Consider the following 19,435-nt stretch of genomic DNA (forward strand, 5'->3'; position numbering starts at 1 on the left):
TCCCTTCCCGGCGCCGCGTGAGCCCCGGGGAGGCCGCCGCGACCCCCGCGGCCGAACCGCCGGACAGCCGCGCCCGTCACGCCTTGCGCGGGCTGCTGTGGAACTACGCGGGCTCCGCGGCCACGATCGTGCTGCAGCTCGCGTACACCGCCTGCACCGCGCGCGTCGTCTCGCCCGCCTCGTTCGGCGCGTTCGCGACGGCGGTCGCCGTGTCCGGCGTCCTCGGGTACTTCGCCAACGGAGGCGTCGCCACGTGCCTGCTCACCGCCGAGCGGCTCACCCGGCAGCTGGTCACGCTGGTCCTGCGCATCGGCGCGGTCAGCGGGGTGCTGTGCTGTCTGGCCACGCAGGCGGTCACCCCCGTGGTGACCGCGCTGTGGGACATGCCGGACGTGGCCCCGCTCCTGCGGTTGATCGGCCTTCAGTTCCTGGTGCTGCCCGCCGCGCTCGCGGCCACGGCGGCCCTGCGCCGCTGCGGGCGCACGGCGCAGGTCGTCCGGCTCGAACTCACCGGAAACGCCGTCGGCGCCGCCACCGCCCTCATCCTGCTCGCCACCGGATGGGATCCGTTCGCCCTCGCCGTCCCCGCGCCGCTGGGCACCGCAGTCCTGCTGGCCGGCGCGCTCCGGTTGCTGCGCCGCCAGGACCTGCCGGACGGGGAACGGCCGCGGGCGCGCGGCCTCGTCGACGCGTCGGGCTTCTTCAGCGCGTTCAGCCTCTCTCAGTACCTGTGCAACAACGCCCCGCTCTGGCTGGCCGGGCGCCTCGGCGCCTCGGCCGCCGGGTACCACTCCCGCGCGACACTCTTCACCGCCCTGCCCCTGACGGTGCTCGCGCAGGGCATCGGCCAGGCCGCGACGCCGGTGCTCGCCGCCGACCGGGGGCGGTCCCGGCAGGCCGTGTCCGACGTGCTGTGCCTGGCCTCCGCGATCGGCTTCATCGGCTTCGGGGTGTTCGCCGGTCTGGGTCCGGCGGCGCTGGACGTGCTGCTCGGCCCGGGCTGGGACGTGGCCTCCCGGCTGGTGCCCCTGCTGGCCGCGGGCTCGGCGGTGGCGCTGGTCGTACTGGTCGGCGACAACGTCAACCAGGCCCGGGACGACCGGCGTTCGCTGCTCGTCTGCCAGGCCTGGGCCGCCTCGGCGATCGCCGTCGCGCTGGCCGCGGTCGTCGCACAGGATTCGCTCCCGCTGCTGGCCGCCGCGGCCCTCGCCGGTCCGCTCGTCGGCCACACGGCGCAGCTGCTGCGCTGGAGGGCGCACGGCGTCGTCGCGCCGGCTCCGCTGTTGCGGGTCCACGCCGTCCACCTCGCGGCCGGCGGGCTGCTGGCCCTGGCCGGGCACCTGGGTGCGGCGGCCGGCGACTCCCCTCCGCACCGGCTGCTGCTGGGCTGCGCGGCGGTGCTCGCCGTGCTGGTGTGCGCGGCGCCGCTGCGCGCCCGGCTTCCGCTCCACGCCGTGGCCGTCCGCCATGGTCTGCTCCCCCGTCCGTACCCCTGGAGACTCCGTGGCCGGTCCGCCCCTCGTCCTGCACGTCAGCAATGAACATCCGCCCGTCAGCCCCGACTACGGGTTCCTGCGCGCCTTCCGCGAGCTGACCGTCCGGGGCGTGCTGCGGCACGAGTGGATCGCCCCGGCCGCGACGCCGGAACGGGTGGCGGGGCCGGCCGCCGGGGAGCGGCCGGACCTGGTCTTCGTCCAGTCCCCGCAGCCGTACCCCTGGACGGAACGGGACGTCGCCGGGCTGCTGCGCCGTCTCGGGTCGCCGCCTGTCGTCGTGTGGGAGGGCGACGCCTGGGGCGGGCGCAAGCGGCTGAAGGCACGGAACCTGGCCTGGCTGCGGCACGCCGACGTCGTGTTCAGCGTGGCGCTCGGCGCGCAGGCGGAGCTGTTGCGCCGCGCCTGCGGCCGTGAGGTGCGCTACGTGCCGCACGTGACGCCGCTCTGCTTCGCCGAGTGCCCCGACCCGGGGAACGCCCCGAGCGGGGTCGCCCTGGTGGGTTCGCGGCTCACGTTCTGCGGTGTCGAACTGATCGCGGACGACGGTCAACGCGGCCGGCTGGCCCGCGCGCTGGCCCGCGTCCCGGGGTGCGAGCTGTCGATCTACGGGCGCGGCTGGCGCGGTCCGCACGCTCGCGGCCCGGTGCCGTACGACGACCAGCTGGCCGTGATGCGGCGGGCGCTGATCACCGTGGGCTGGGACCGCTACCGGGGCCATGCGGGGTACTTCTCCGACCGGCTGCCCATCGCGCTCAGCGCGGGCCGGGTGCACGTCACCTCCCGCCAGCCGGGCCTGGACTGGCTGCCGGGCCCGGAGAACGGGCTGCATCTGGCGGACACCCCGCGCGAGGGCGCGGAGCGGGTTCGGGAGCTGCTCGGCACGGACCCCGACGGGCTCCTGTCGGCCGGTGCCCGGGGCGCTGCGTGGGCCCGTGCCCACCTGACGGAGCTGCACGCGCTGCGGCACATGCTCGCCGGGCGGCTGCCGGTGCCCGCGCCCCGGTCGGGTCCGTGGCCGGCGATCACGGCGCTGGGCGCGGGGTAGGGGGTGTCTTGTCGATCAGGCCGGGTCAGTGAGCGGTGTGCCAGGGCTTCGGATCCAAGGCGGAGGATGAGGGTCCCCAGGTCCTCTCCGGGCGGTCGTCCCGGGCAGCGCGACGACCGCCCCGGACGCCCGTGGTCGCCGGGCTCCGGCCATGGTCAGGTCTTGGGCCGGCCGTCGGGGCGGTAGGCGTTGTACAGGTGGTCGGGCAGCGGCCGGTCCTCGCGGAGCGCCTTGAGGAGGGCCGGCCCCTGGCCCTTGACCATCTGGTAGTTGCCCCAGCGGTCGGGGTCCTCCACGCAGGGGAGCGTCACGATCCGCACCTGGTCGGAGGGGATCCGGCCGGCGCTGCTCATCAGTCCGTACAGCTCGCCGGGGGATTCCAGCCCCGGGTCGGCGGTCAGCGCCGACGTGGCGGCGTCGAGCAGCGGCCAGAGCCGGGTGGGGTTGGTCAGGGTGCCCGCGTCGCGGAGCTTGTCGAAGAGCGAGCGGACGAACTGCTTCTGCCGTTCGATGCGCTGGAGGTCGCTGCCGTCGCTGACCCCGACGCGGGTCCGCACGAAGGTCAGCGCCTCCTTGCCCTTCACGAGGCGGTGTCCGGGCTGGAGCGTGATGCCGTACTCCGGTTCGCTGACCGGCTCGGTGATCTCCACCTCGACACCGCCGACAGCGTCGACGACCTCCTGGAATCCCGTGAAACTGACGACGAGGTGGTGGTCGATCCGGATGCCGCTGAAGTCCTCGAAGGTACGGATGGCGCAGGCCGCGCCGCCGAACTGGAAAGCCCAGTTGAACTGGGCGTACTGGGCGCGGCTGCGGCTGCCGTCCGGCCGGAGGCAGCGGGGGATCTGCACCATGAGGTCGCGCGGCACGCTCACGGCGGCGGCGCTCTTCCGGTCCGCGGACAGGTGCAGCAGGATCGTCGTGTCGCTGCGCTCGCTGTCCTTGACCGTCTCCAGGTCGGAACCGAGCAGCAGGATGTTCTGGGCCCTGGGGGCCAGCGACCTGGGTCGGGCTGCCTGGTCGGCCGCCAGCGCCCGGGCGGCGGCGTCGTCGGTACGGATGTTCCCGTCGAGGCGGACGTAGAGCACCGAGGCTGCCGCGGCCGTCGCCACGAGCAGCAGGGCCAGTCCCAGCCCGGTGAGGAGGAGCAACCGGCGGGTGCGCGTCGGGGGTGCCGGGCGGGCCGCGGCCGGTCGGTCAGGGTGTGCCGTGCGTCGTGCCATGGATGAGGCCTTCCACGCCGTGGGCGAACCGGGCGGCCATTCCCTCGACCGTGTAGCGCCCGGCGTCCGCCTGGCAGGCACTCCGCAGCCGGTCGAGTTCGTGCGGCGCGCGGAGGAGTCCGGTGACGGCCGCCGCGTACGCCGCCGGGTCGTCGGGGGCGACGAGGGCGTTGCGTCCGCTGTCCAGGTACTCGAACTCGGGCCCGTGGTAGGGCCACGGGCAGGTGATCACAGGGGTCTCCAGAGCGAAGGAGTCCACGGCGCACAGTCCGACGGCGCCCGGCACCAGGAGGACGTCGCAGACGGCGCCCAGCCGGGCCTTGTCGCGGTCGCCGACGGGTCCGACGTACACGACGGGCCCGCCGGCCGCCTGGGCGGCCCGGACCAGCGGCCGGTGGGCGCCGTCGCCGGCGACGACGAGCCGGAAGCCGGGCAGCCGGCGGCCGACGCGGTCCGCGGCGTCGAGGAGGAAGGGGATGCGCTTGAGCGCGTCGAGGCCGCCGACGTAGAGGGCGGTCCGGCCCGGGGTGAGGCCGTGGCGCTCGCGCAGCGCCCGCCGTTCGGCCTCGTCGACCGCGGCGCGTGCGGTGGCGAGCGCCGTGGTGTCGAGCGCGTTGCGGACGACGGTGACCCGCTGCCGGGGCAGCCCGGCCTCGACCGCGTACGCGCCGCCCGCCTCGGTGTAGGCGAAGAACCAGTCGGCGCGCCGGGTCAGGGCTTCCTTGACACGCCGGGCGGCCGGCCCGTGCGCCGAGACGTGGGTGCGCCCGTGGCCCCAGAGGCCGATCCGGGGCCGTCGGGCGGCGAGCAGCGGGTAGGTGTGCAGGTGGTGCATCGACTGGGGAAGCACGAGGGCGTCGCTGGTGCGGGCGAGCGCGCCGACCCCGAGCCAGACCAGATCGCGGCCCGCGACGCGCCGGGCGCGTTGGCGCAGTTCGACCGCGCCGGGCAGGGCGACGGTGTCGCGACGGGCGGCGGACAGGCCGGTCGGCTGTCCGTGGGCGACGGTCAGCTCGATGCCGCGGGCGCCGAGTTCGGCGCGCAGGCGGGTGAAGAAGGGCAGCCGGTAGGAGGTGAGGTAGGGCACGACCAGACCCACACGGGGCGCGGTCATGCCGTCAGCTCGCGGTAGAGGCCCACCATGCGCTCGGTCCAGGCCCGTTCGCCGTACTGGCGGGTGTAGACCGCGCGGCAGTGCTCGCGCAGGGCGGGGAAGATCCGGTCCGCGGCGTGCAGCGCGTCGGTGAGCGGGGCGTCCCAGGAGGTGACGGCCCCGGTGCCTTCGGACCGGACCGCCGACGGCACCGAGGACCCCTCGAAGGCGAGCACCGGCAGGCCCGCGGCGAGGGCCTCGACGTACACGAGGGGCACGGCGCCCTCGTAGCAGCGGCTGGGGAAGACGGCGCCGTGGTAGCCGGGGAGCAGTGCCCGCAGGGCGTTCCGGTCCAGGGCTCCGAGGAAGCGCACGGAGGCGGGCGCCGCGGCGTGGCAGTCCTCCTCCAGCGGTCCGTTGCCGATGACGTCGAGCCGTACGCCGGCGGGCCAGCGGCGCAGGAGTTCGAGGATGCCCTTCTCCTCGCTGAGCCGGCCGACGTAGACCCAGGCGGGGACCGCCGGGGCCGTGGCGGTGGCCGGTGCCGGGACGAAGTTCGGGATGAGCGCCATCCGGGGCGCGGGGACGCCGGCGCGCTCGAAGGTCTCCCGGCTCAGGTCCGACAGGACGACCAGCCGGTCGGCGCGGCGCAGCAGCGGGTCGCCGGCCACACCGCGCCGGGAGGCCCAGGCCAGCGGAAGGGTGGCCAGACGCGAGCCGCGGTAGCAGCCGTTGCGCAGCCCCGCCCAGCGGTCGCCGTCGGGGCAGCGGGTGCACGGCGCGCCGTCCCGGTAGAGGACGGCGGAGGCGCACAGCGGACGGTAGTTGTGCAGGGTGGCGACGAGTGGGCCGGTCCACCGCGCGGCCCAGGCGCGGCCGAAGTTGGGGAAGAGGTTGTGCACGTGGACCACGTCGGGGGCGAGCTCCCGCAGCGCGGGGAGCGGGGTGCGGCCGGGTCCGCCGGCGACCGTCACGGCGCAGCGCAGCGGGTGCAGGGGACTCGCGGCGAGATCGTCGGTGCGGGCGGCCACGAGGTGGACCTCGTGGCCGGCGCGGCGCAGCGCCTCGGCCTGGTCGAGCGCCACCGTGTTCTCTCCGCCGGGCACCGCGCCTCCGTAGAAGCTGTGGACCAGGGCGATGCGCAGCGGGCGCGGGGCGGGGGTCATGCGCGGGCTCCCTTCCACGCCGCCCAGACGAACCGCGGATGGCCCCAGAGCACGCGGCGGGCCAGCCGGCGCGGTTCGCTGCACAGCCGGAACAGCCATTCGAGACCGTGCCGCTGCATCCAGAGCGGGGCCTGCCGCTTGTTGCCCGAGACGAAGTCGAACGCGGCGCCGACGGCGACGTAGACGGCCGGGTGGAGGGCGGCGAGACGGGCCGCCTCGTGGTCCTGTTTCGGGGTGCCGAGCCCCACCCACACGATCTGGGCGCCGCTCGCGGCGATCCGGTCGGCCTGTGCCCGGCGCAGTTCGTCGGTGACCTCGCAGAAGGGCGGGGCCTCCGAACCGACGATGCGGGCGCGCGGGAAGCGGGCCAGCAGTTCGGCGGTGAGGCGGTCGAGCACCTCGCGGGTGGAGCCGAGGAGGTAGTGGGTGAGGTCCGCGTCCTGACCGGCCCGGACGACGCCGAGGAAGAGGTCGGGTCCGTAGACCCGGACACGCGGCACGTCGCGGTCGCGGTGCGCGAGCCGGTTGGCCCACACGACGCCCTGTCCGTCGGGCAGGTTGAGCCGCGCCTCGCGCAGGACGCGGCGCAGCTCCGGGTCGACGTCGGCCAGGGCCAGGGTGTAGGCGTTGCACAGGTGGACGTCGGCGGGGACGCGGGCCCGGGCCAGCCGGACGACATGGGACGTGGCGGTCTCGGGGGTCGTCGCCGCCACCGGGACCCCGGCGCACAGCACGGTGGGCAGGGAGGGCTTCGCGGTCATCTTCCTCGTCCTCCGGCCATGTCGACGGTGGTGCCCGGGGCGGCCGGACGTCCGGGCAGGCGCGGGTGGGGCGCGTGCCGGGTGTAGACGGGGACACGGAGCAGGCCGAGGACCGCGGCCAGGACGCCGGCCGCCACCCAGAGGGCGGCGGTCGGGCCGAGCAGCCCCCGGTGCAGCAGCAGGCCGACGACGACGCCCGCACCGGACGCGACGCCGAGGAGGACGGCCGCGCCCGGTGTGGTCAGGCCGAGCCGGCGCAGCCGGTGGGCGATGTGGTCGGTGCCGCCCATGAGCACGGACCGGCCGGCGCGCCGGCGGGAGACCACCACGAGGAGGCTGTCGGCGGCGACGACGGCCGACAGGGCGAAGACGGATCCGGCGGTCGTCAGCGGCTCGTGGCCGTCGTGGACGAGGACGGCGGCGGAGGCCAGGACGAAGCCGGTGAACAGGGAGCCGCAGTCGCCGAGGAAGATCCGTGCCGGGTACCAGTTGTGGATCAGGAACCCGGCGAGCGCGGCGGCCAGGGCGCACAGCACGAGGGCGAGCCCGTACAGCGCCTCCGCCGCCGCGCAGACGCTCAGGCCGAAGGCGGTGACGGCGCCGACCGTGCCCATCGCGCCGTCCGAGTTGTCCAGCAGGTTGAAGGCGTTGGTGACGAAGGTGATCCAGACGACCGCGAGAGCCCCCAGGAGGAGCCCGAACCCGGCGTGGTGCACCACCAGCGTCGCCGCTCCCGCCTCGACGACCAGTCGGGAGCGGGCGCCCATGGGCCGCAGGTCGTCGACGAGGCCGAGGACGGCGACGGCTCCGGCGGCCAGGAGCAGCGCGCCGGTGCCGGAGCCGAGCGGGACGCCGGTCCACCAGGCCACCAGGCTGACGGCGACCGTGCCGACGGCGACGGCGACGCCGCCGAGGTGGGGGGTGGGCCGGTCGTGAGCCTTGCGGCCGGCGGGGCGGTCGACGAGCCCCAGGCGCAGGGCCCAGGCGCGTACGAGCCCCACGAGCACCACGCTGAGCAGGAGGGCGGCGACGGCCGCGATGCCGAGGACCACGGTGACGTCCCGTCAGGAGAGGTGTTGGGGGGAGGCGGTGGTCTGTCCGGCGCCCGGGGGTGTCCCCACACGGCGGGTACCGGGCACGGTCGGGGAGGCGGTGCCGTCCGGCGCGGTGACCGGAAGGAGTGAGGCCGCCGGCCCGGCGTCGGCGGGAACGTCCGGGGCAAGGTCCGGGTGGGTGCCGGTCGCGGAGCGCTCCGGGGGTTCCGGGGCCGTGCCCGGGTCGGGCACGGGCTCTCCCGCATCGCCGGTGGAGGCCGTGGACGAGGGGCCTGCGGGCACGGCGCAGGCGCGCCGGGCGTCGTCGATCGCCGCGTCGAGGATGTCGTCCAGGGTGCGCCGCGGGCTCCACCCCGTCAGCTCACGGAGCCTCGTCGTGTCCGGGATCCGGCGCTCCATGTCCTCGAAGCCGTAGCCCGTGCCGTACACCTCCTCGTAGGGCACGAGACGCACCGGCGAGTCGCTGCCCGTGCGCCGGAGGATGCGTGCGGCGAGCTCCGCGACGGAGATCTCGTCCGAGGTGCCGACGTTGAACACCCGGCCGACCGCGCCGGGATGGGCGAGCAGGCGCATCAACGCGTCGACCACGTCGGCCACATGGGCGAAGCAGCGGCTCTGCCGGCCGTCGCCGTAGACGGTCAGGGGCGCGCCGGTCACGGCCTGGCGGACCAGGCGTGGCACGACCATGCCGTAGGCCGGGGACTGACGGGGCCCGACGGTGTTGAAGAGGCGGACCACCGTGACGGGCAGGCCGTGCTCACGGTGGTAGGCGAAGGCGAGGATCTCGTCGACGGCCTTCGCCGTCGAGTAGGACCAGCGGGCGACGGTCGTGGCGCCGAGCACCCGGTCCGCGGTCTCGGTCAGCGGACCGGAGGTGTTCTTGCCGTAGATCTCGGAGGTGGAGGCGAGCAGCAGGGGGCGCCGGTGGCGGTGGGCGGCGCCGATGACGTGCTCGGCCCCCCGGACGTTCGTCGTGAACGACTCCAGCGGCCGCTCCACGATCCGGCGCACGCCCACCGCCGCCGCCAGATGGACGACGGCCCCGCAGGCGCCGGTCAGCTCGTCGACCAGGGACGCGTCCAGGACGGATCCCCGGACGAACCGGAGCCGGGGGTGGGAGGCGACCGCCGCGAGGTTCCCGAGGTCGCCGGTGGACAGGTCGTCGAGGACGACGACGGATTGGCCCGCGCCCAGCAGGGCCTCCGTGAGATGGGATCCGATGAAGCCGGCGCCGCCGGTGACCAGATAGGTGAGGGATTCCATGCTCAAACCCGTTCCGTCGTCGCTGTCCCGGCCCGCGCGGGATCCGGTTGCGGTATCGGGGTGATCCCGCGAAGGCGCCTGACCGCCGTCGGTAAATTAATCCCTCTTCTCCCGATATCCGGTGATAAACACGATCTGTTTCTGTCGTTCCTCGATCGGAGAATGCCTTCATGGGACCAACCGAGGCACCGCGCCACGTCGTCGTGATCGGGCTCGGATACGTCGGGCTCCCGCTGGCGGTCGCGGCCGCCGAAGCGGGCTTCCGGGTGACCGGGCTCGACGTCGACGAGCAGCGGGTCAAGCGGCTGACAGCGGGCGGCTCCTACGTCGAGGACATCCCCGACGCGCGCCTGCGCGCCGTGCTCGACGACGGGCTGACGATCACGCAGGACTACGCCGGGGCCCAGGGCTTCGACGTCTGCGTGATCGCCGTGCCGACACCGCTGCGGGACGGGGCGCCCGACCTCTCGTACGTCGAGAGCGCCGCCTGTTCCGTCACCCCGCACCTGCGTCCCGGCGCGACCGTCGTGCTGGAGTCGACGTCCTATCCGGGCACCACCGAGGACGTCCTGCGGCCGATCCTCGAACACGGCAGCGGACTGCGCGCGGGGCGGGACTTCCGTCTCGGCTACAGCCCCGAGCGCATCGACCCGGGCAACGCCCGGTGGCGCCTGGAGAACACCCCGAAGGTGGTCTCCGGCGTCGACGCGGACTCGCTCGCCGCGCTCGAGGACTTCTACGGCCGGATCGTGGACCGCACCGTGCCGGTCTCCTCGCCGCGCACGGCCGAACTCACCAAGCTCCTGGAGAACACCTTCCGCCAGGTCAACATCGCGCTGGTGAACGAACTGGCGATGTGCGCCCGCCCCCTGGGCGTCGACATCCGGGAGGCCGTGGCCGCCGCCGCGACCAAGCCCTTCGGCTTCATGCCCTTCCTGCCGGGCCCCGGGGTGGGCGGCCACTGCCTGCCCGTCGACCCGACCTACCTCGCCTGGCAGGTGCGCCGGACGCTCAGCCACGACGTCCGGTTCATCTCCCTCGCCAACGAGATCAACACGCACATGCCGCGGTACGTCGTCCAGCGCGTGGCCGAGGCCCTCGGCCGGGAGCCGGCGGGAGCCCGTGTCCTGCTCCTCGGGCTCGCCTACAAGAAGAACACCGGCGACGTACGCGAGTCCCCGGCCGTCGAGGTGGCGCGCCTCCTGCACGAGGCCGGCGCCCGGGTCCGGGCCGTCGAACCCTTCGCGGATCCCGTCCACCTGCCGGCGCACGTGCTCTGCGTGGACCTGACGGAGGAGGAGCTGCGCGACGCCGACATCGTCGTCGTCACGACGGACCACGACGCCTTCGACTACGTACTGGTCGAGCAGCACGCGCGCCTCGTCTTCGACACCCGCGGCCGCTGCCTCGGGGAGGCGGTGGCACAACTCTGAGCCGCGCGGGGCATCGACCGGCTGAAGTCCTTGGGCCACTCCGGCGACGCCGCGCGACATGGGCGAACGCTTCGGGGGGCGCGGCGGCCCGCGCCCCTAGCCTCCCCCCATGCAGAACCTGACCCGGAAGATCGCCGCCACGCCGCTCGCGCGGGCGGCCGCGCTGCCCCTGCGACTGGCCACCGTGGCCCGCCACGACGCCCGCGTCCTCAAGCGCTCGGGCTCCTGGCTCGTCCGTTCCCGTGAGCACTCCTGCTTCACGTACGACCTGGAGCCCTCCAACCACGACCACCTGTGCTGGTTCGTCAGCGAGGTGACCGGCGCGCCCGTGAAGCAGGTACGGGCGCACGTCCGGGAGGCGGAGGAGGACGCGGAACTGCGCCGGACCCTCGCCCGGGGACTCGCCACCAGCGTCCGCTCGGGCACGTGCGACCGCGAGGTGCGGTACGGCCGCCGCGTGGCCTACTACGCCTTCGTCCGCACTCTCGCACCCGCGCACGTGGTCGAGGCCGGACCCCACCGGGGCATCGCCAGCAGCCTCATCGCCGCCGCCCTGCTGCGCAACGGCTCGGGGCGGCTCACCACCGTCGACGTCGACCCCCGGGCCGGCGAGCTGATCCAGGGGCCGTACCGGGCCGTGGTGGACCAGGTCGTGGGCGACTCCGTCCAGGTCCTGGCGAGCCCGCGGGTCCAGGAGCGGGGGGTCGACATGGTGCTGCTGGACACCTCGGTGAGCGCGGACCACGAGGACGCCGAACTCGCCGCCGTCGCCCCGGCGCTCTCGGCGGACGCCCTGGTGCTGTCCAGCAGGAGCCACGCGTGGCCCTGCCTCGCGCACTGGTCGGAGGACCAGGGGCGCCGCTTCCTGCACTTCGACGACCGGCCCCGCGACCACTGGCACCCGGGCAACGGCTTCGGCGCCTCGTTCACCGGCCGGGGCTGACGGGCGGCACGCACGGCCGGGGGCGGTGAGGGCGGCCGGCAGGTGCCGGTCGGATCCCCGCGCCCGGCCCGTGCGCGGGTCGGTGCCGACACGACCGGGCGGGCGCGGGTCACCGCGCCGGTACGACCGGCGGGCTCAGGGGTCAGCGCCGTACGACCGGCACCCGCAGGGGAGCCCGGAAGGACAGCAGGCCGAGCATCGGCGGCTGCTGCGGTGCGGGGGCGGCTGCCGCCGGGGCGGCCGACCGCCCGGCCGCCGTGCCGGGTTCCGGGGCTCCCGCGAGGCGGACGTCCGGGAGGCGACGGGCCGCAGCCCGCAGCGCGACCGCCGCCTCCGTGCGCGCCAGGGACGCGCCCGGACAGCGGTGACGTCCCACGCCGAACGCGAGGTGGTGGCGGGCGTTCGGACGGTGGGGGCACATCCGCTCGGGGTCGGTGAACACCTCCGGGTCGGAGCCGGTGCCCATCAGCATGAGCAGCAGCTGCGCCCCGGCGGGGAGCCGTACCCCGCCGAGTTCCACGGGGTGCGCGGTGACGCGGCGCCAGGTGGTCACCGGCGGCTCGCGGCGCAGCACCTCCTCCACCCACGCCTCGGCCAGACCGGGCTCGCTCGCGGGCCGCGGCCACAGTCCGGGTTCGCCGAGCGCGCGGTGCAGCACGGTCGAGATGAGCTGCCCGGTCGTGGACTGCCCGGCGATGAAGACGAAGAAGCACGCGCCGACGGCGGTCGCGACGTCGAGCGGCCGGCCGTCGGGCAGCAGATGGCGGGTCAGCGCGCCGATGAACGAGTCCGGCGCGGCCTCGGCGCCGCGCACGGTCGCGGTGAGCCACCGGTGGAACTCGCCCGCGAGCTCCGCCAGTTCCAGCTGCCGCTCCGGTGCGGGCCGCCCCCAGAACAGCTCCAGCGACGCGTCGCTCCAGCGCACCAGGGTGGCCGGGTCGACGCCCTCGATGCCGAGCAGCTCCATCAGCACGCGGCAGGGCAGGATCTGGGCGAAGGTCTCGAACAGGTCGCACGCGCCACCGGCCGCCGTCCGTGCCTCGACCGTGTCGAGCAGCTCGTCGGCGATCCGCTCGATCACCGGGACGGCCGCGGCCACCCGTGGGGCGTTGAAGAAGCGGGTGACGGTGCGGCGCAGCCCGTGATGGCTGGGGGTGCCGTTGTTCGCGAGGGCGGGCGGCAGGCGGAACCCGGACCGGGCGAGCACCCGCAGGACGGGGACGGGCAGCGGGTCGACCGCGTGCTGGGCGTTGTCCGGACGGTAGGCGGCCGGGTCGAGCAGGACCCGCCGTACGTCCTCGTAGCCGCTGACGAGCCACAGGCCGGTGCCCGGATCGTGGTGCACCGGCGCCTCGGCGCGCAGGGTGTCCAGCCAGGGGTACGGCTCGCGTACGAAGCCGTCCCCGAACAGGTCGAGGAGACCGAGCGGTTCGCGTCCGTCGCCGGCCGCGCCGCCGCCGGAAGGAGGAAGGGCAGCGTCCAGGGCCGGAGAGGTCACCGCCGGACGCTAACACGACGGCGGGGCCTCGTCGGGCGCGCGTGCGCGGCGTCACACGAGGTCGGGGCGGGTGCGGGCCGGACACGGCAAGTGGAGCCCGCCCGGGGCGCGCCGCGGGCCGGACCGGAGCGCGGCGGCGGCCGGGGGCTCGGTGCGGCGGTCCGACGGCTCGGCGCCGCACCCCGTCTCATCCCCGCGCCGGGCGGCCGGCCGGTGTGCCGGCCGCCCGGCTTCGTCAGCCGCGGCGCCTCACAGGTCCTCGCCGTCGTCCGTGTCGTCGTCGTCCGACTGGGCCACGGCGCGGCGGCCGACCACGGCCGCGGCGGCCAGCGCGCTGCCGAGGAAGGCCGTGGCGACGACCCAGGGGCGGTCGAGGACGTGTCCCGTGGCGTGGTCGAGGGAGTAGCGGCCGGCGCCGGCGATGCCGATGGCGGCCGCGGTGAAGCCGAGGAACGCGGGGTACTCGAAGCCGCCTGACTGGGCGAAGAAGCCGGCCGGGGCGTGCACGGAGACCGCACCGGCCATGGCACCGGCCGCGGCGGCGCCGGCGGCCGGGGTGGCGAGGCCGAGGGCGAGCAGGGCGCCGCCGCCCGCCTCCCCGAGGCCCGCGGCGATCGCGCTCTCGCGCGGCGGCGAGAAGCCCATCGCCTCCATGGCGTGGGCGGTGCCCTCGATGCCGCCTCCGCCGAACCAGCCGAAGAGCTTCTGGGTTCCGTGCGCGGCCAGGACGGCGCCGGTGCCGACCCGTAGGACGAGGAGCCCGAGGTCGCGTCGGTTGAGGTTCATGGGGTCTCCCGGTACGTGGGGGGCGGGATCGCGGGGCGTGCGCCCGCGTCGTGGGGCGGGGGGCACGCGGCGGCGGGCGGACGTACCGCGGGCGGTCCGCGAGGGCGTACGTCTCCACTCTGGTCGCGGGGACGCCCGGCGACCGCGCGATGCTGCGCCGTTCGGGTCATATTTTGCGGCATTTGTCCGCTATTGCTTTAGTGAGAGCGCCGCCACCGACCGGGGCAGGCCCGAGGGAAGTGGGTACGCATGACCGCCGAGTCCACCCCATCCGCCGAGACCGCCGCGCTGCGGGAGCGGATCCGGGCCCTGATGCCGCGCGCCAAGCAGGACCTGACCGAGCTCGTCGCGATGCGCTCGGTCGCGGACCCGCGGCAGTTCCCGCCCGAGGAGTGCGCGAGGACGGCCGACTTCCTGGTCCGGGCCTTCACCGAGGCCGGACTCGGGGACATGCGCCGGGTGACCACCCCCGACGGCACCGACGCGGTCGTCGGCCACGCCCCCGGCCCGGCCGGCTCCCCCACGGTGCTCCTCTACTGCCACTACGACGTCCAGCCGCCGCTCGACGACGACGCCTGGACCACCCCGCCCTTCGAGCTGACCGAACGCGACGGCCGCTGGTACGGGCGCGGCACCGCGGACTGCAAGGGCAACATCGCCATGCACCTCACCGCGCTGAGGGCCCTGGGCGGGGCGGACGGGGGCGGCTTCCCCGTCTCCGTCAAGTTCGTCGCGGAAGGGTCGGAGGAGCAGGGCACCGGCGGCCTCGAGGAGCTGGTGCCACGGCGGCCGGACCTGTTCGACGCCGACTGCCTGCTGATCTGCGACACCGGGAACTTCGCCCTGGGCCTGCCCACCGCCACGACCTCGCTGCGCGGCCTGACCAACGTCGTCGTCACCGTCTCGACGCTGAAGGGCGAGATGCACTCGGGCATGTTCGGCGGCCCCGCCCCCGACGCGCTGGCCGCGCTGGTACGGATCCTCGACAGCCTGCGGGACGAGAAGGGCGGCACCACCGTCACGGGGCTGGCCGGCGACGGGGTCTGGGACGGCGTGGACTATCCGGCCGAGCAGTTCCGCGCCGACGTCGGCGCCCTGGAGGGCGTGTCCCTGCTCGGCACGGGCTCGGTGGCCGACGAGCTGTGGGCCCGGCCGGCCGTCACGGTGCTGGGCATCGACTGCCCGCCGGTGGTGGGCTCGTCGGCGGCCGTACAGGCGAAGGTCCGCGCCCGGGTCAGTCTGCGCGTCCCCCCGGGCGTCGACGCGGACGACGCCCGGCGCGCGCTCACCGACCACCTCGTCGCGGCGGCGCCGTGGGGCGCGCGGGTCGAGGTGGAGGCCGAGAGCGCCGGGCAGCCCTTCCGCGCCCGCACCGACGGTCCGGCCTACCGGGCCCTGGCCGCGGCGATGCGCGAGGCGTACGGGAAGGACATGGTCGAGTCGGGGCAGGGCGGTTCGATCCCGCTCTGCAACGTGCTGGCCGGCCGGTTCCCGGACGCGGAGATCGCGCTGATCGGCGTGGAGGAGCCGGGCTGCCTCATCCACGCGCCGAACGAGAGCGTGGATCCGTCCGAGATCGAGAACATGGCGCTGACCGAGGCGCTCTTCCTCCGCGCGTACGCAGAACCGCGCTGACCGTGCGTCCCCGCACGGCCCCGCGCCCGACGACGGGAGTCCTCCCATGACCCGGACATACGAACCGCCGCCCGAGCGGCCCGCGCACCCCGGGGACCTGCCGCCGGGGCCCCTGCGCATGCTCGCCGACCTCGCCTGGCAGGCCCTGCTGATCGCGGGTCTGATGGCTCTGGCGCTGGGGGTGATCGTCCTGGTGTGGCCGGACGCCACGCTCCGCGTCGCGGGTGTGCTGTTCGGTCTCTACCTGCTGTTCAGCGGCGTGATGCAACTCGTCGCCGCCTTCGGCACCCATGCCGCGACCGCGCTGCGGGTGATGGCCTTCATCAGCGGCGCGGTGTCGATCCTGCTGGGCCTCTTCTGCTTCCGCGGCGCCATGCAGTCGACGCTGCTGCTCGCGCTGTGGATCGGCATCGGCTGGCTCTTCCGCGGCATCACGCAGACCGTGGCGGCGGCCTCGGACGAGACCATGCCGGCACGCGGCTGGCAGATCTTCCTCGGGATCGTCAGCGCGCTCGCCGGCATCGTGCTGATCGTGTCCCCGCTGGAGTCGGCCCGGGTGCTGACCGTCCTGGTCGGCGTCTGGCTGCTGGTGGTGGGGGCGGTCGAGATCGTCACCGCGTTCCGCGTGCGGGCCAGGGCGAAGACGCTGCCCGCCGACGCGTGAACTCCCGCCCCGAGAAGGCCCCGGCCACCCGGCCGGGGCCTTCCGCGCATGCGCTACATTTTGCCGGTCCTTGACCGCGATCATCCACGATCACTCTCCCCTCGGAGCCGGCTTCCATGACCGACATCGTCAACGGCCTCGGCCGGGCCACCGCCTACGGCGCACTCGGCGTGGTGCTGCTGATCCTCGGCATCGTCCTCGTCGACCTCCTCACCCCGGGGAAGCTCGGCCGGCAGATATGGGAGGAGCGCAACCGCAACGCCGCCCTGCTGCTCAGCTCCGCCCTGCTCGGCATCGGCGGCATCGTCTTCACGTCGATCTGGACGACGTACCACGACTTCGGCAAGGGCCTCGTCTCCACGGCCGCGTTCGGCCTGCTCGGACTGGTGATGATGGCCGTGGCGTTCCTGGTGGTGGACCTGATCACGCCCGGCAGGCTGGGGGCCACCATGGTGGATCCGCAGCCGCACCCGGCGGTCTGGGTCACGGCGTCCTGCAACATCGCGGTCTCGGCGATCGTCTCCGCCTCCATCGCCTGACCGGCCGCCGCTCGGCCGTTCACCCGTGGGCCGGCTCCACCTCCAGGAACCTCCGCCGCCGGGGTCCCCGGTACAGCAACGCCTCCCAGCCGAGCCGTTCGAGGACGGGCACGCACGCGGCGAGCGCGGACTCCTCCTCGTGCGCGGCCCCGCCGCCGGGCGGCCCCAGCCACTCCACGACGGCGGTGCCGGGCCGCTCGCCTGCCGTGACCCGGTAGCCCGTCGCCACCCGGGCGCCGGAGGCGTCGACGGCCGAGGGCGCGGTCCGTGCCGCCTCCAGGGCGAGAGCGACCGCCCGGACGGGCCGGCGCCGCTCCCAGTCGGCGGGGACCTCCCGCGGATCCCCGCCCCGGTGCCCGGCCAGCCGGCGGATCTGGAGCAGTCCGTCGAGGGCCGCCCGCACCTCCCGGGACCGCTGCTCGGCCGCCTCCGGGGGCAGCGGCGGCCCGTCCCCCGTGGCCGGTTCGAACGTCCCGCCGGTCACAGCAGTCGCCGGATGTCACCGCGCACCCGGTAGAAGCCGCCCGAGGCGGCGTGCAGCGCGTCGACCGCGTACCGCGCGCCGGGTTCCCGGATCGCCCGGGGGAACTGCACGTTCCAGGAGCGCTCGTAACCGTCGGTCAGCACGTGCACCCGGGTCCGGCCGCCCTCCTGGACGCATTCGACGACCACCGAGCCGGCCGGTGCGGACACGACGGTGGTGACGGCCGCGACGGTCGTCGCCGGCTCGTAGGTGGGCAGGGCAGCGGCCAGCTTGACGTCCCGGGCGACCGGCACCGTGCCCTGCTGGGCGGCGGTGATCGCCGCCTCGCTCGCGTCCACGCACACCAGTGAGCCGTCGGTGGTCACCAGGTAGAGCCGCTCGTCGCGGTACTGCATGGAGAGGGCCGAACCGCCGCCGGTGCCCAGCTTCCACAGCCGGGTGCCGTCCTCGGCGAAGCAGTACACGGAGGACGCCGAGTCGGCGGCGAAGACGAACCGCCCACCGGGCGAGGTCGCGCAGGAGTAGACGGGGCTGTCGCAGGCGTACACCGCCTCGATCCGGCCGTCCTTCTTCGCGAGGCGCTGCACCTTCCTGCGCGCCGTGCCCGCGTACACGGAGTCGTCCTCCTGCCAGCCGAAGAGGACCCCGCCCTCGGTGGCCGTGTGCCACAGCTCGCCGCCGCCGTCGGGGGCGTACGCCGTCACGCCCTTGGTGTGCCCGTGGTAGACGCCCCGGTCGTCGGCCCGCACCATCCAGGCGTGCTCGCCGCGGCCGGTGCGGGACCACTGGTGCTCGTCCTCGTGGTCGATGACGGTCAGCCGGCCGGAGCGGTCGGCGACGTCCAGCACGCCCTCGTGGATGTCGAGCCAGAAGATGTCGACGTCCGCGGCGATGTCGTACGCGGCGAAGGGCAGCTTCGACGAGAGGTCGTACACCCGGCCGTCGTCACAGCCGGCGTAGATCCAGAAGTCGTCGGCGACCAGGCACTTCACTCCGTCCGGCAGGCTGAACCGGGCCTGCACCTCGCCCGAGTGGCTCAGGGTGTAGACGTCGCCGGACTGGTTCCCCACCCAGCAGCGCTCGTCGTCGACGTGGATGCCGAAGGCCGAGGAGCCGGTGCGGAAGCGCCACAGGACCGGCGCGACCGCGCGGGCCGTCGACGGCGCCGAGGCGACCTCGCGGCGGGTGACCGAGCGCGCGGCGCGCTGCCCCTGGACGGCGGGGGCGTATCCCTTGCGGACCTTCTCGCCTATCTTCTTCGCCGCGGCGGCGCGCGCCTTCTCGACGGTGGCGAAGGTCGAGGTCTGCGTCTGGCCGGCGGCGCCGATCCGTCCGTAACGGACCGACACCACCAGATCCTCGACCGTCACTTCGTAGAACTTGTGCGCGCCGCCGCCGTCCTGCGACAGCTCCAGATAGGTCTTCGTCGTCATGTCGAGAACGGTAGGGGTCGCCACTGACAACGGCCTCCCGTGCGGCTCCGGCGCGTGCGGCGGGTCGGGCTCCCGCGTCAGCAGTCCGTGGAGGCCGAGCCGCCGCCGGAGTTCAGGTGGCCCCGTGGCGTGCGTGCAGTGGGCCGCGGTCTCGCGGGCGCGCCCCGCAACTGGGACCGCGTCGAACACCGCGTGACTCCGGTCACACTGACACTCCCTCATATTGCTTTGCTGCAAAGAGAGTTGTCACGACACGGGACGATTCGCTCACCTCGCCTCCCCGTGTTCCGCGTTGGCCGAAGCAACGGTTGTGAAGCCGGGGATCGACTCGTAGCATCGCGGCCGACGCGGCGATCATCGGCATGTCCGGGACAACGGACGAGCGCCGGCCGGGAGCGCCGCTGCACCGTCCACGGCGAACCACAGCGAGAGGGAAGCAGTCATGCTCCGTAAGGCAACGGCGATGCTCGGATCCCTGGGCATCGCGGCGGCGATTCTGGTCGTCGGCGCTCCCACGGCCTCGGCCGGCGGCTACGGCTGCACGGGAAGCCAGATCGCCACCTATCCCGTGAAGTACGGCTCCACCACGTACGGGAACATCCACGTCTACTACGACGCGGCGACCGGCAACAACTGTGCGGTCAACGTCGCCACCACCGCGGGCGGGTACGGCAAGGACAAGTACATGGAGGTGCAGATCACGCGCTGCTCCGAGACCTCCACCTCCTCCACCTGCCATGTGGTGACCCAGGACTACGAGGGCTACTACCCGTTCAAGTACTACGCCGGCCCCGTCACGGTGAACGCCGCCGGCCGCTGCATCAACGTCTCCGCCGAGATCGTCTACGGCGGCAACACCGCGAAGGGCACCAACTACGGAGCCGATCACTGCGGTTGATCCGCCCGGGTGAGCCGCGC

The 19,435-nt window shown here is 74.6% G+C and carries 18 protein-coding genes; 8 read left to right on the forward strand and 10 right to left on the reverse strand.

What is annotated here, in order from left to right; genetic code table 11:
* The first annotated feature begins 17 nt into the window (after window positions 1-17).
* Both ACGFZF_RS16785 and ACGFZF_RS16790 read left to right on the forward strand, forming a co-directional pair.
* Window positions 18-1,541, forward strand: a complete 1,524-nt coding sequence (locus tag ACGFZF_RS16785) for an oligosaccharide flippase family protein (RefSeq protein WP_393554699.1) — start codon at window positions 18-20, stop codon at window positions 1,539-1,541.
* A complete protein-coding gene (locus ACGFZF_RS16790) occupies window positions 1,504-2,541 on the forward strand; it encodes a hypothetical protein (RefSeq protein ID WP_393554701.1) in 1,038 nt (345 codons plus the stop codon). The genes ACGFZF_RS16785 and ACGFZF_RS16790 overlap by 38 nt, the downstream gene beginning before the upstream one ends.
* A 155-nt stretch (window positions 2,542-2,696) precedes the next feature.
* Here ACGFZF_RS16790 and ACGFZF_RS16795 read toward each other — a convergent pair whose 3' ends face one another.
* Genes ACGFZF_RS16795 through ACGFZF_RS16820 form a run of 6 tightly spaced genes read right to left on the reverse strand, consistent with a single transcriptional unit; the run spans window position 2,697 to window position 9,102 of the window.
* Complete coding sequence (locus ACGFZF_RS16795; RefSeq protein ID WP_393554703.1) at window positions 2,697-3,764, reverse strand: LCP family protein; 1,068 nt, start codon at window positions 3,762-3,764, stop codon at window positions 2,697-2,699.
* Window positions 3,739-4,878 (reverse strand): glycosyltransferase family 4 protein, encoded by a 1,140-nt coding sequence (locus ACGFZF_RS16800; RefSeq protein ID WP_393554704.1) that lies wholly within the window; start codon window positions 4,876-4,878, stop codon window positions 3,739-3,741. The genes ACGFZF_RS16795 and ACGFZF_RS16800 overlap by 26 nt, the downstream gene beginning before the upstream one ends.
* Window positions 4,875-6,023 (reverse strand): glycosyltransferase family 4 protein, encoded by a 1,149-nt coding sequence (locus ACGFZF_RS16805; protein ID WP_393554706.1) that lies wholly within the window; start codon window positions 6,021-6,023, stop codon window positions 4,875-4,877. Before ACGFZF_RS16805 ends, ACGFZF_RS16800 begins: the two co-directional genes overlap by 4 nt.
* Window positions 6,020-6,784: a WecB/TagA/CpsF family glycosyltransferase gene (locus ACGFZF_RS16810; protein WP_393554707.1), complete on the reverse strand. Its 765-nt coding sequence runs from the start codon at window positions 6,782-6,784 to the stop codon at window positions 6,020-6,022. Before ACGFZF_RS16810 ends, ACGFZF_RS16805 begins: the two co-directional genes overlap by 4 nt.
* Entirely contained in the window at window positions 6,781-7,836 is a 1,056-nt protein-coding gene (locus ACGFZF_RS16815; protein ID WP_393554709.1) for an MraY family glycosyltransferase, read from the reverse strand. The genes ACGFZF_RS16810 and ACGFZF_RS16815 overlap by 4 nt, the downstream gene beginning before the upstream one ends.
* A gap of 12 nt (window positions 7,837-7,848) precedes the next feature.
* Window positions 7,849-9,102 carry an NAD-dependent epimerase/dehydratase family protein gene (locus ACGFZF_RS16820; RefSeq protein WP_393554936.1) on the reverse strand — a complete coding sequence of 418 codons (1,254 nt, stop codon included), beginning with the start codon at window positions 9,100-9,102 and terminating at the stop codon, window positions 7,849-7,851.
* A 170-nt stretch (window positions 9,103-9,272) separates the two neighbouring features.
* Here ACGFZF_RS16820 and ACGFZF_RS16825 point away from each other — a divergent pair, with 170 nt between their 5' ends.
* The gene (locus ACGFZF_RS16825) at window positions 9,273-10,535 is read left to right on the forward strand and encodes a nucleotide sugar dehydrogenase (protein WP_393554711.1); all 1,263 of its coding nucleotides are present in this window, start codon (window positions 9,273-9,275) and stop codon (window positions 10,533-10,535) included.
* Between the two features lie 109 nt (window positions 10,536-10,644).
* On the forward strand, window positions 10,645-11,478 hold the full coding sequence (locus ACGFZF_RS16830; protein WP_393554713.1) for a class I SAM-dependent methyltransferase: 834 nt from the start codon (window positions 10,645-10,647) through the stop codon (window positions 11,476-11,478).
* 142 nt (window positions 11,479-11,620) lie between these two features.
* Here ACGFZF_RS16830 and ACGFZF_RS16835 read toward each other — a convergent pair whose 3' ends face one another.
* Window positions 11,621-12,976 (reverse strand): cytochrome P450, encoded by a 1,356-nt coding sequence (locus tag ACGFZF_RS16835; RefSeq protein WP_393554715.1) that lies wholly within the window; start codon window positions 12,974-12,976, stop codon window positions 11,621-11,623.
* Between the two features lie 249 nt (window positions 12,977-13,225).
* The gene (locus ACGFZF_RS16840; RefSeq protein WP_393554717.1) at window positions 13,226-13,762 is read right to left on the reverse strand and encodes a DoxX family membrane protein; all 537 of its coding nucleotides are present in this window, start codon (window positions 13,760-13,762) and stop codon (window positions 13,226-13,228) included.
* Between the two features lie 249 nt (window positions 13,763-14,011).
* On the opposite strand from ACGFZF_RS16840, the gene ACGFZF_RS16845 reads away from it, so the two are divergent.
* The 3 genes from ACGFZF_RS16845 to ACGFZF_RS16855 all read left to right on the forward strand — a co-directional run bounded on the left by ACGFZF_RS16845 (window position 14,012) and on the right by ACGFZF_RS16855 (window position 16,600).
* Window positions 14,012-15,397 carry a dipeptidase gene (locus ACGFZF_RS16845; protein WP_393554719.1) on the forward strand — a complete coding sequence of 462 codons (1,386 nt, stop codon included), beginning with the start codon at window positions 14,012-14,014 and terminating at the stop codon, window positions 15,395-15,397.
* Window positions 15,398-15,443: 46 nt separating this feature from the next.
* A complete protein-coding gene (locus ACGFZF_RS16850) occupies window positions 15,444-16,061 on the forward strand; it encodes an HdeD family acid-resistance protein (RefSeq protein ID WP_393554721.1) in 618 nt (205 codons plus the stop codon).
* Between the two features lie 116 nt (window positions 16,062-16,177).
* Window positions 16,178-16,600, forward strand: coding sequence for a DUF350 domain-containing protein (locus tag ACGFZF_RS16855; RefSeq protein WP_393554723.1), 423 nt, complete (start codon window positions 16,178-16,180; stop codon window positions 16,598-16,600).
* Window positions 16,601-16,619: 19 nt separating this feature from the next.
* On the opposite strand, the gene ACGFZF_RS16860 is transcribed toward ACGFZF_RS16855, so the two are convergent.
* A complete protein-coding gene (locus ACGFZF_RS16860) occupies window positions 16,620-17,084 on the reverse strand; it encodes a hypothetical protein (protein ID WP_393554725.1) in 465 nt (154 codons plus the stop codon).
* Window positions 17,081-18,517 (reverse strand): WGR domain-containing protein, encoded by a 1,437-nt coding sequence (locus ACGFZF_RS16865; RefSeq protein WP_393554727.1) that lies wholly within the window; start codon window positions 18,515-18,517, stop codon window positions 17,081-17,083. The genes ACGFZF_RS16860 and ACGFZF_RS16865 overlap by 4 nt, the downstream gene beginning before the upstream one ends.
* A gap of 442 nt (window positions 18,518-18,959) precedes the next feature.
* On the opposite strand from ACGFZF_RS16865, the gene ACGFZF_RS16870 reads away from it, so the two are divergent.
* The gene (locus ACGFZF_RS16870) at window positions 18,960-19,415 is read left to right on the forward strand and encodes a hypothetical protein (protein ID WP_393554728.1); all 456 of its coding nucleotides are present in this window, start codon (window positions 18,960-18,962) and stop codon (window positions 19,413-19,415) included.
* Window positions 19,416-19,435: the final 20 nt, after the last annotated feature.

Source organism: Streptomyces sp. NPDC048338 (assembly GCF_043201055.1).
GTDB lineage: Bacteria > Actinomycetota > Actinomycetes > Streptomycetales > Streptomycetaceae > Streptomyces.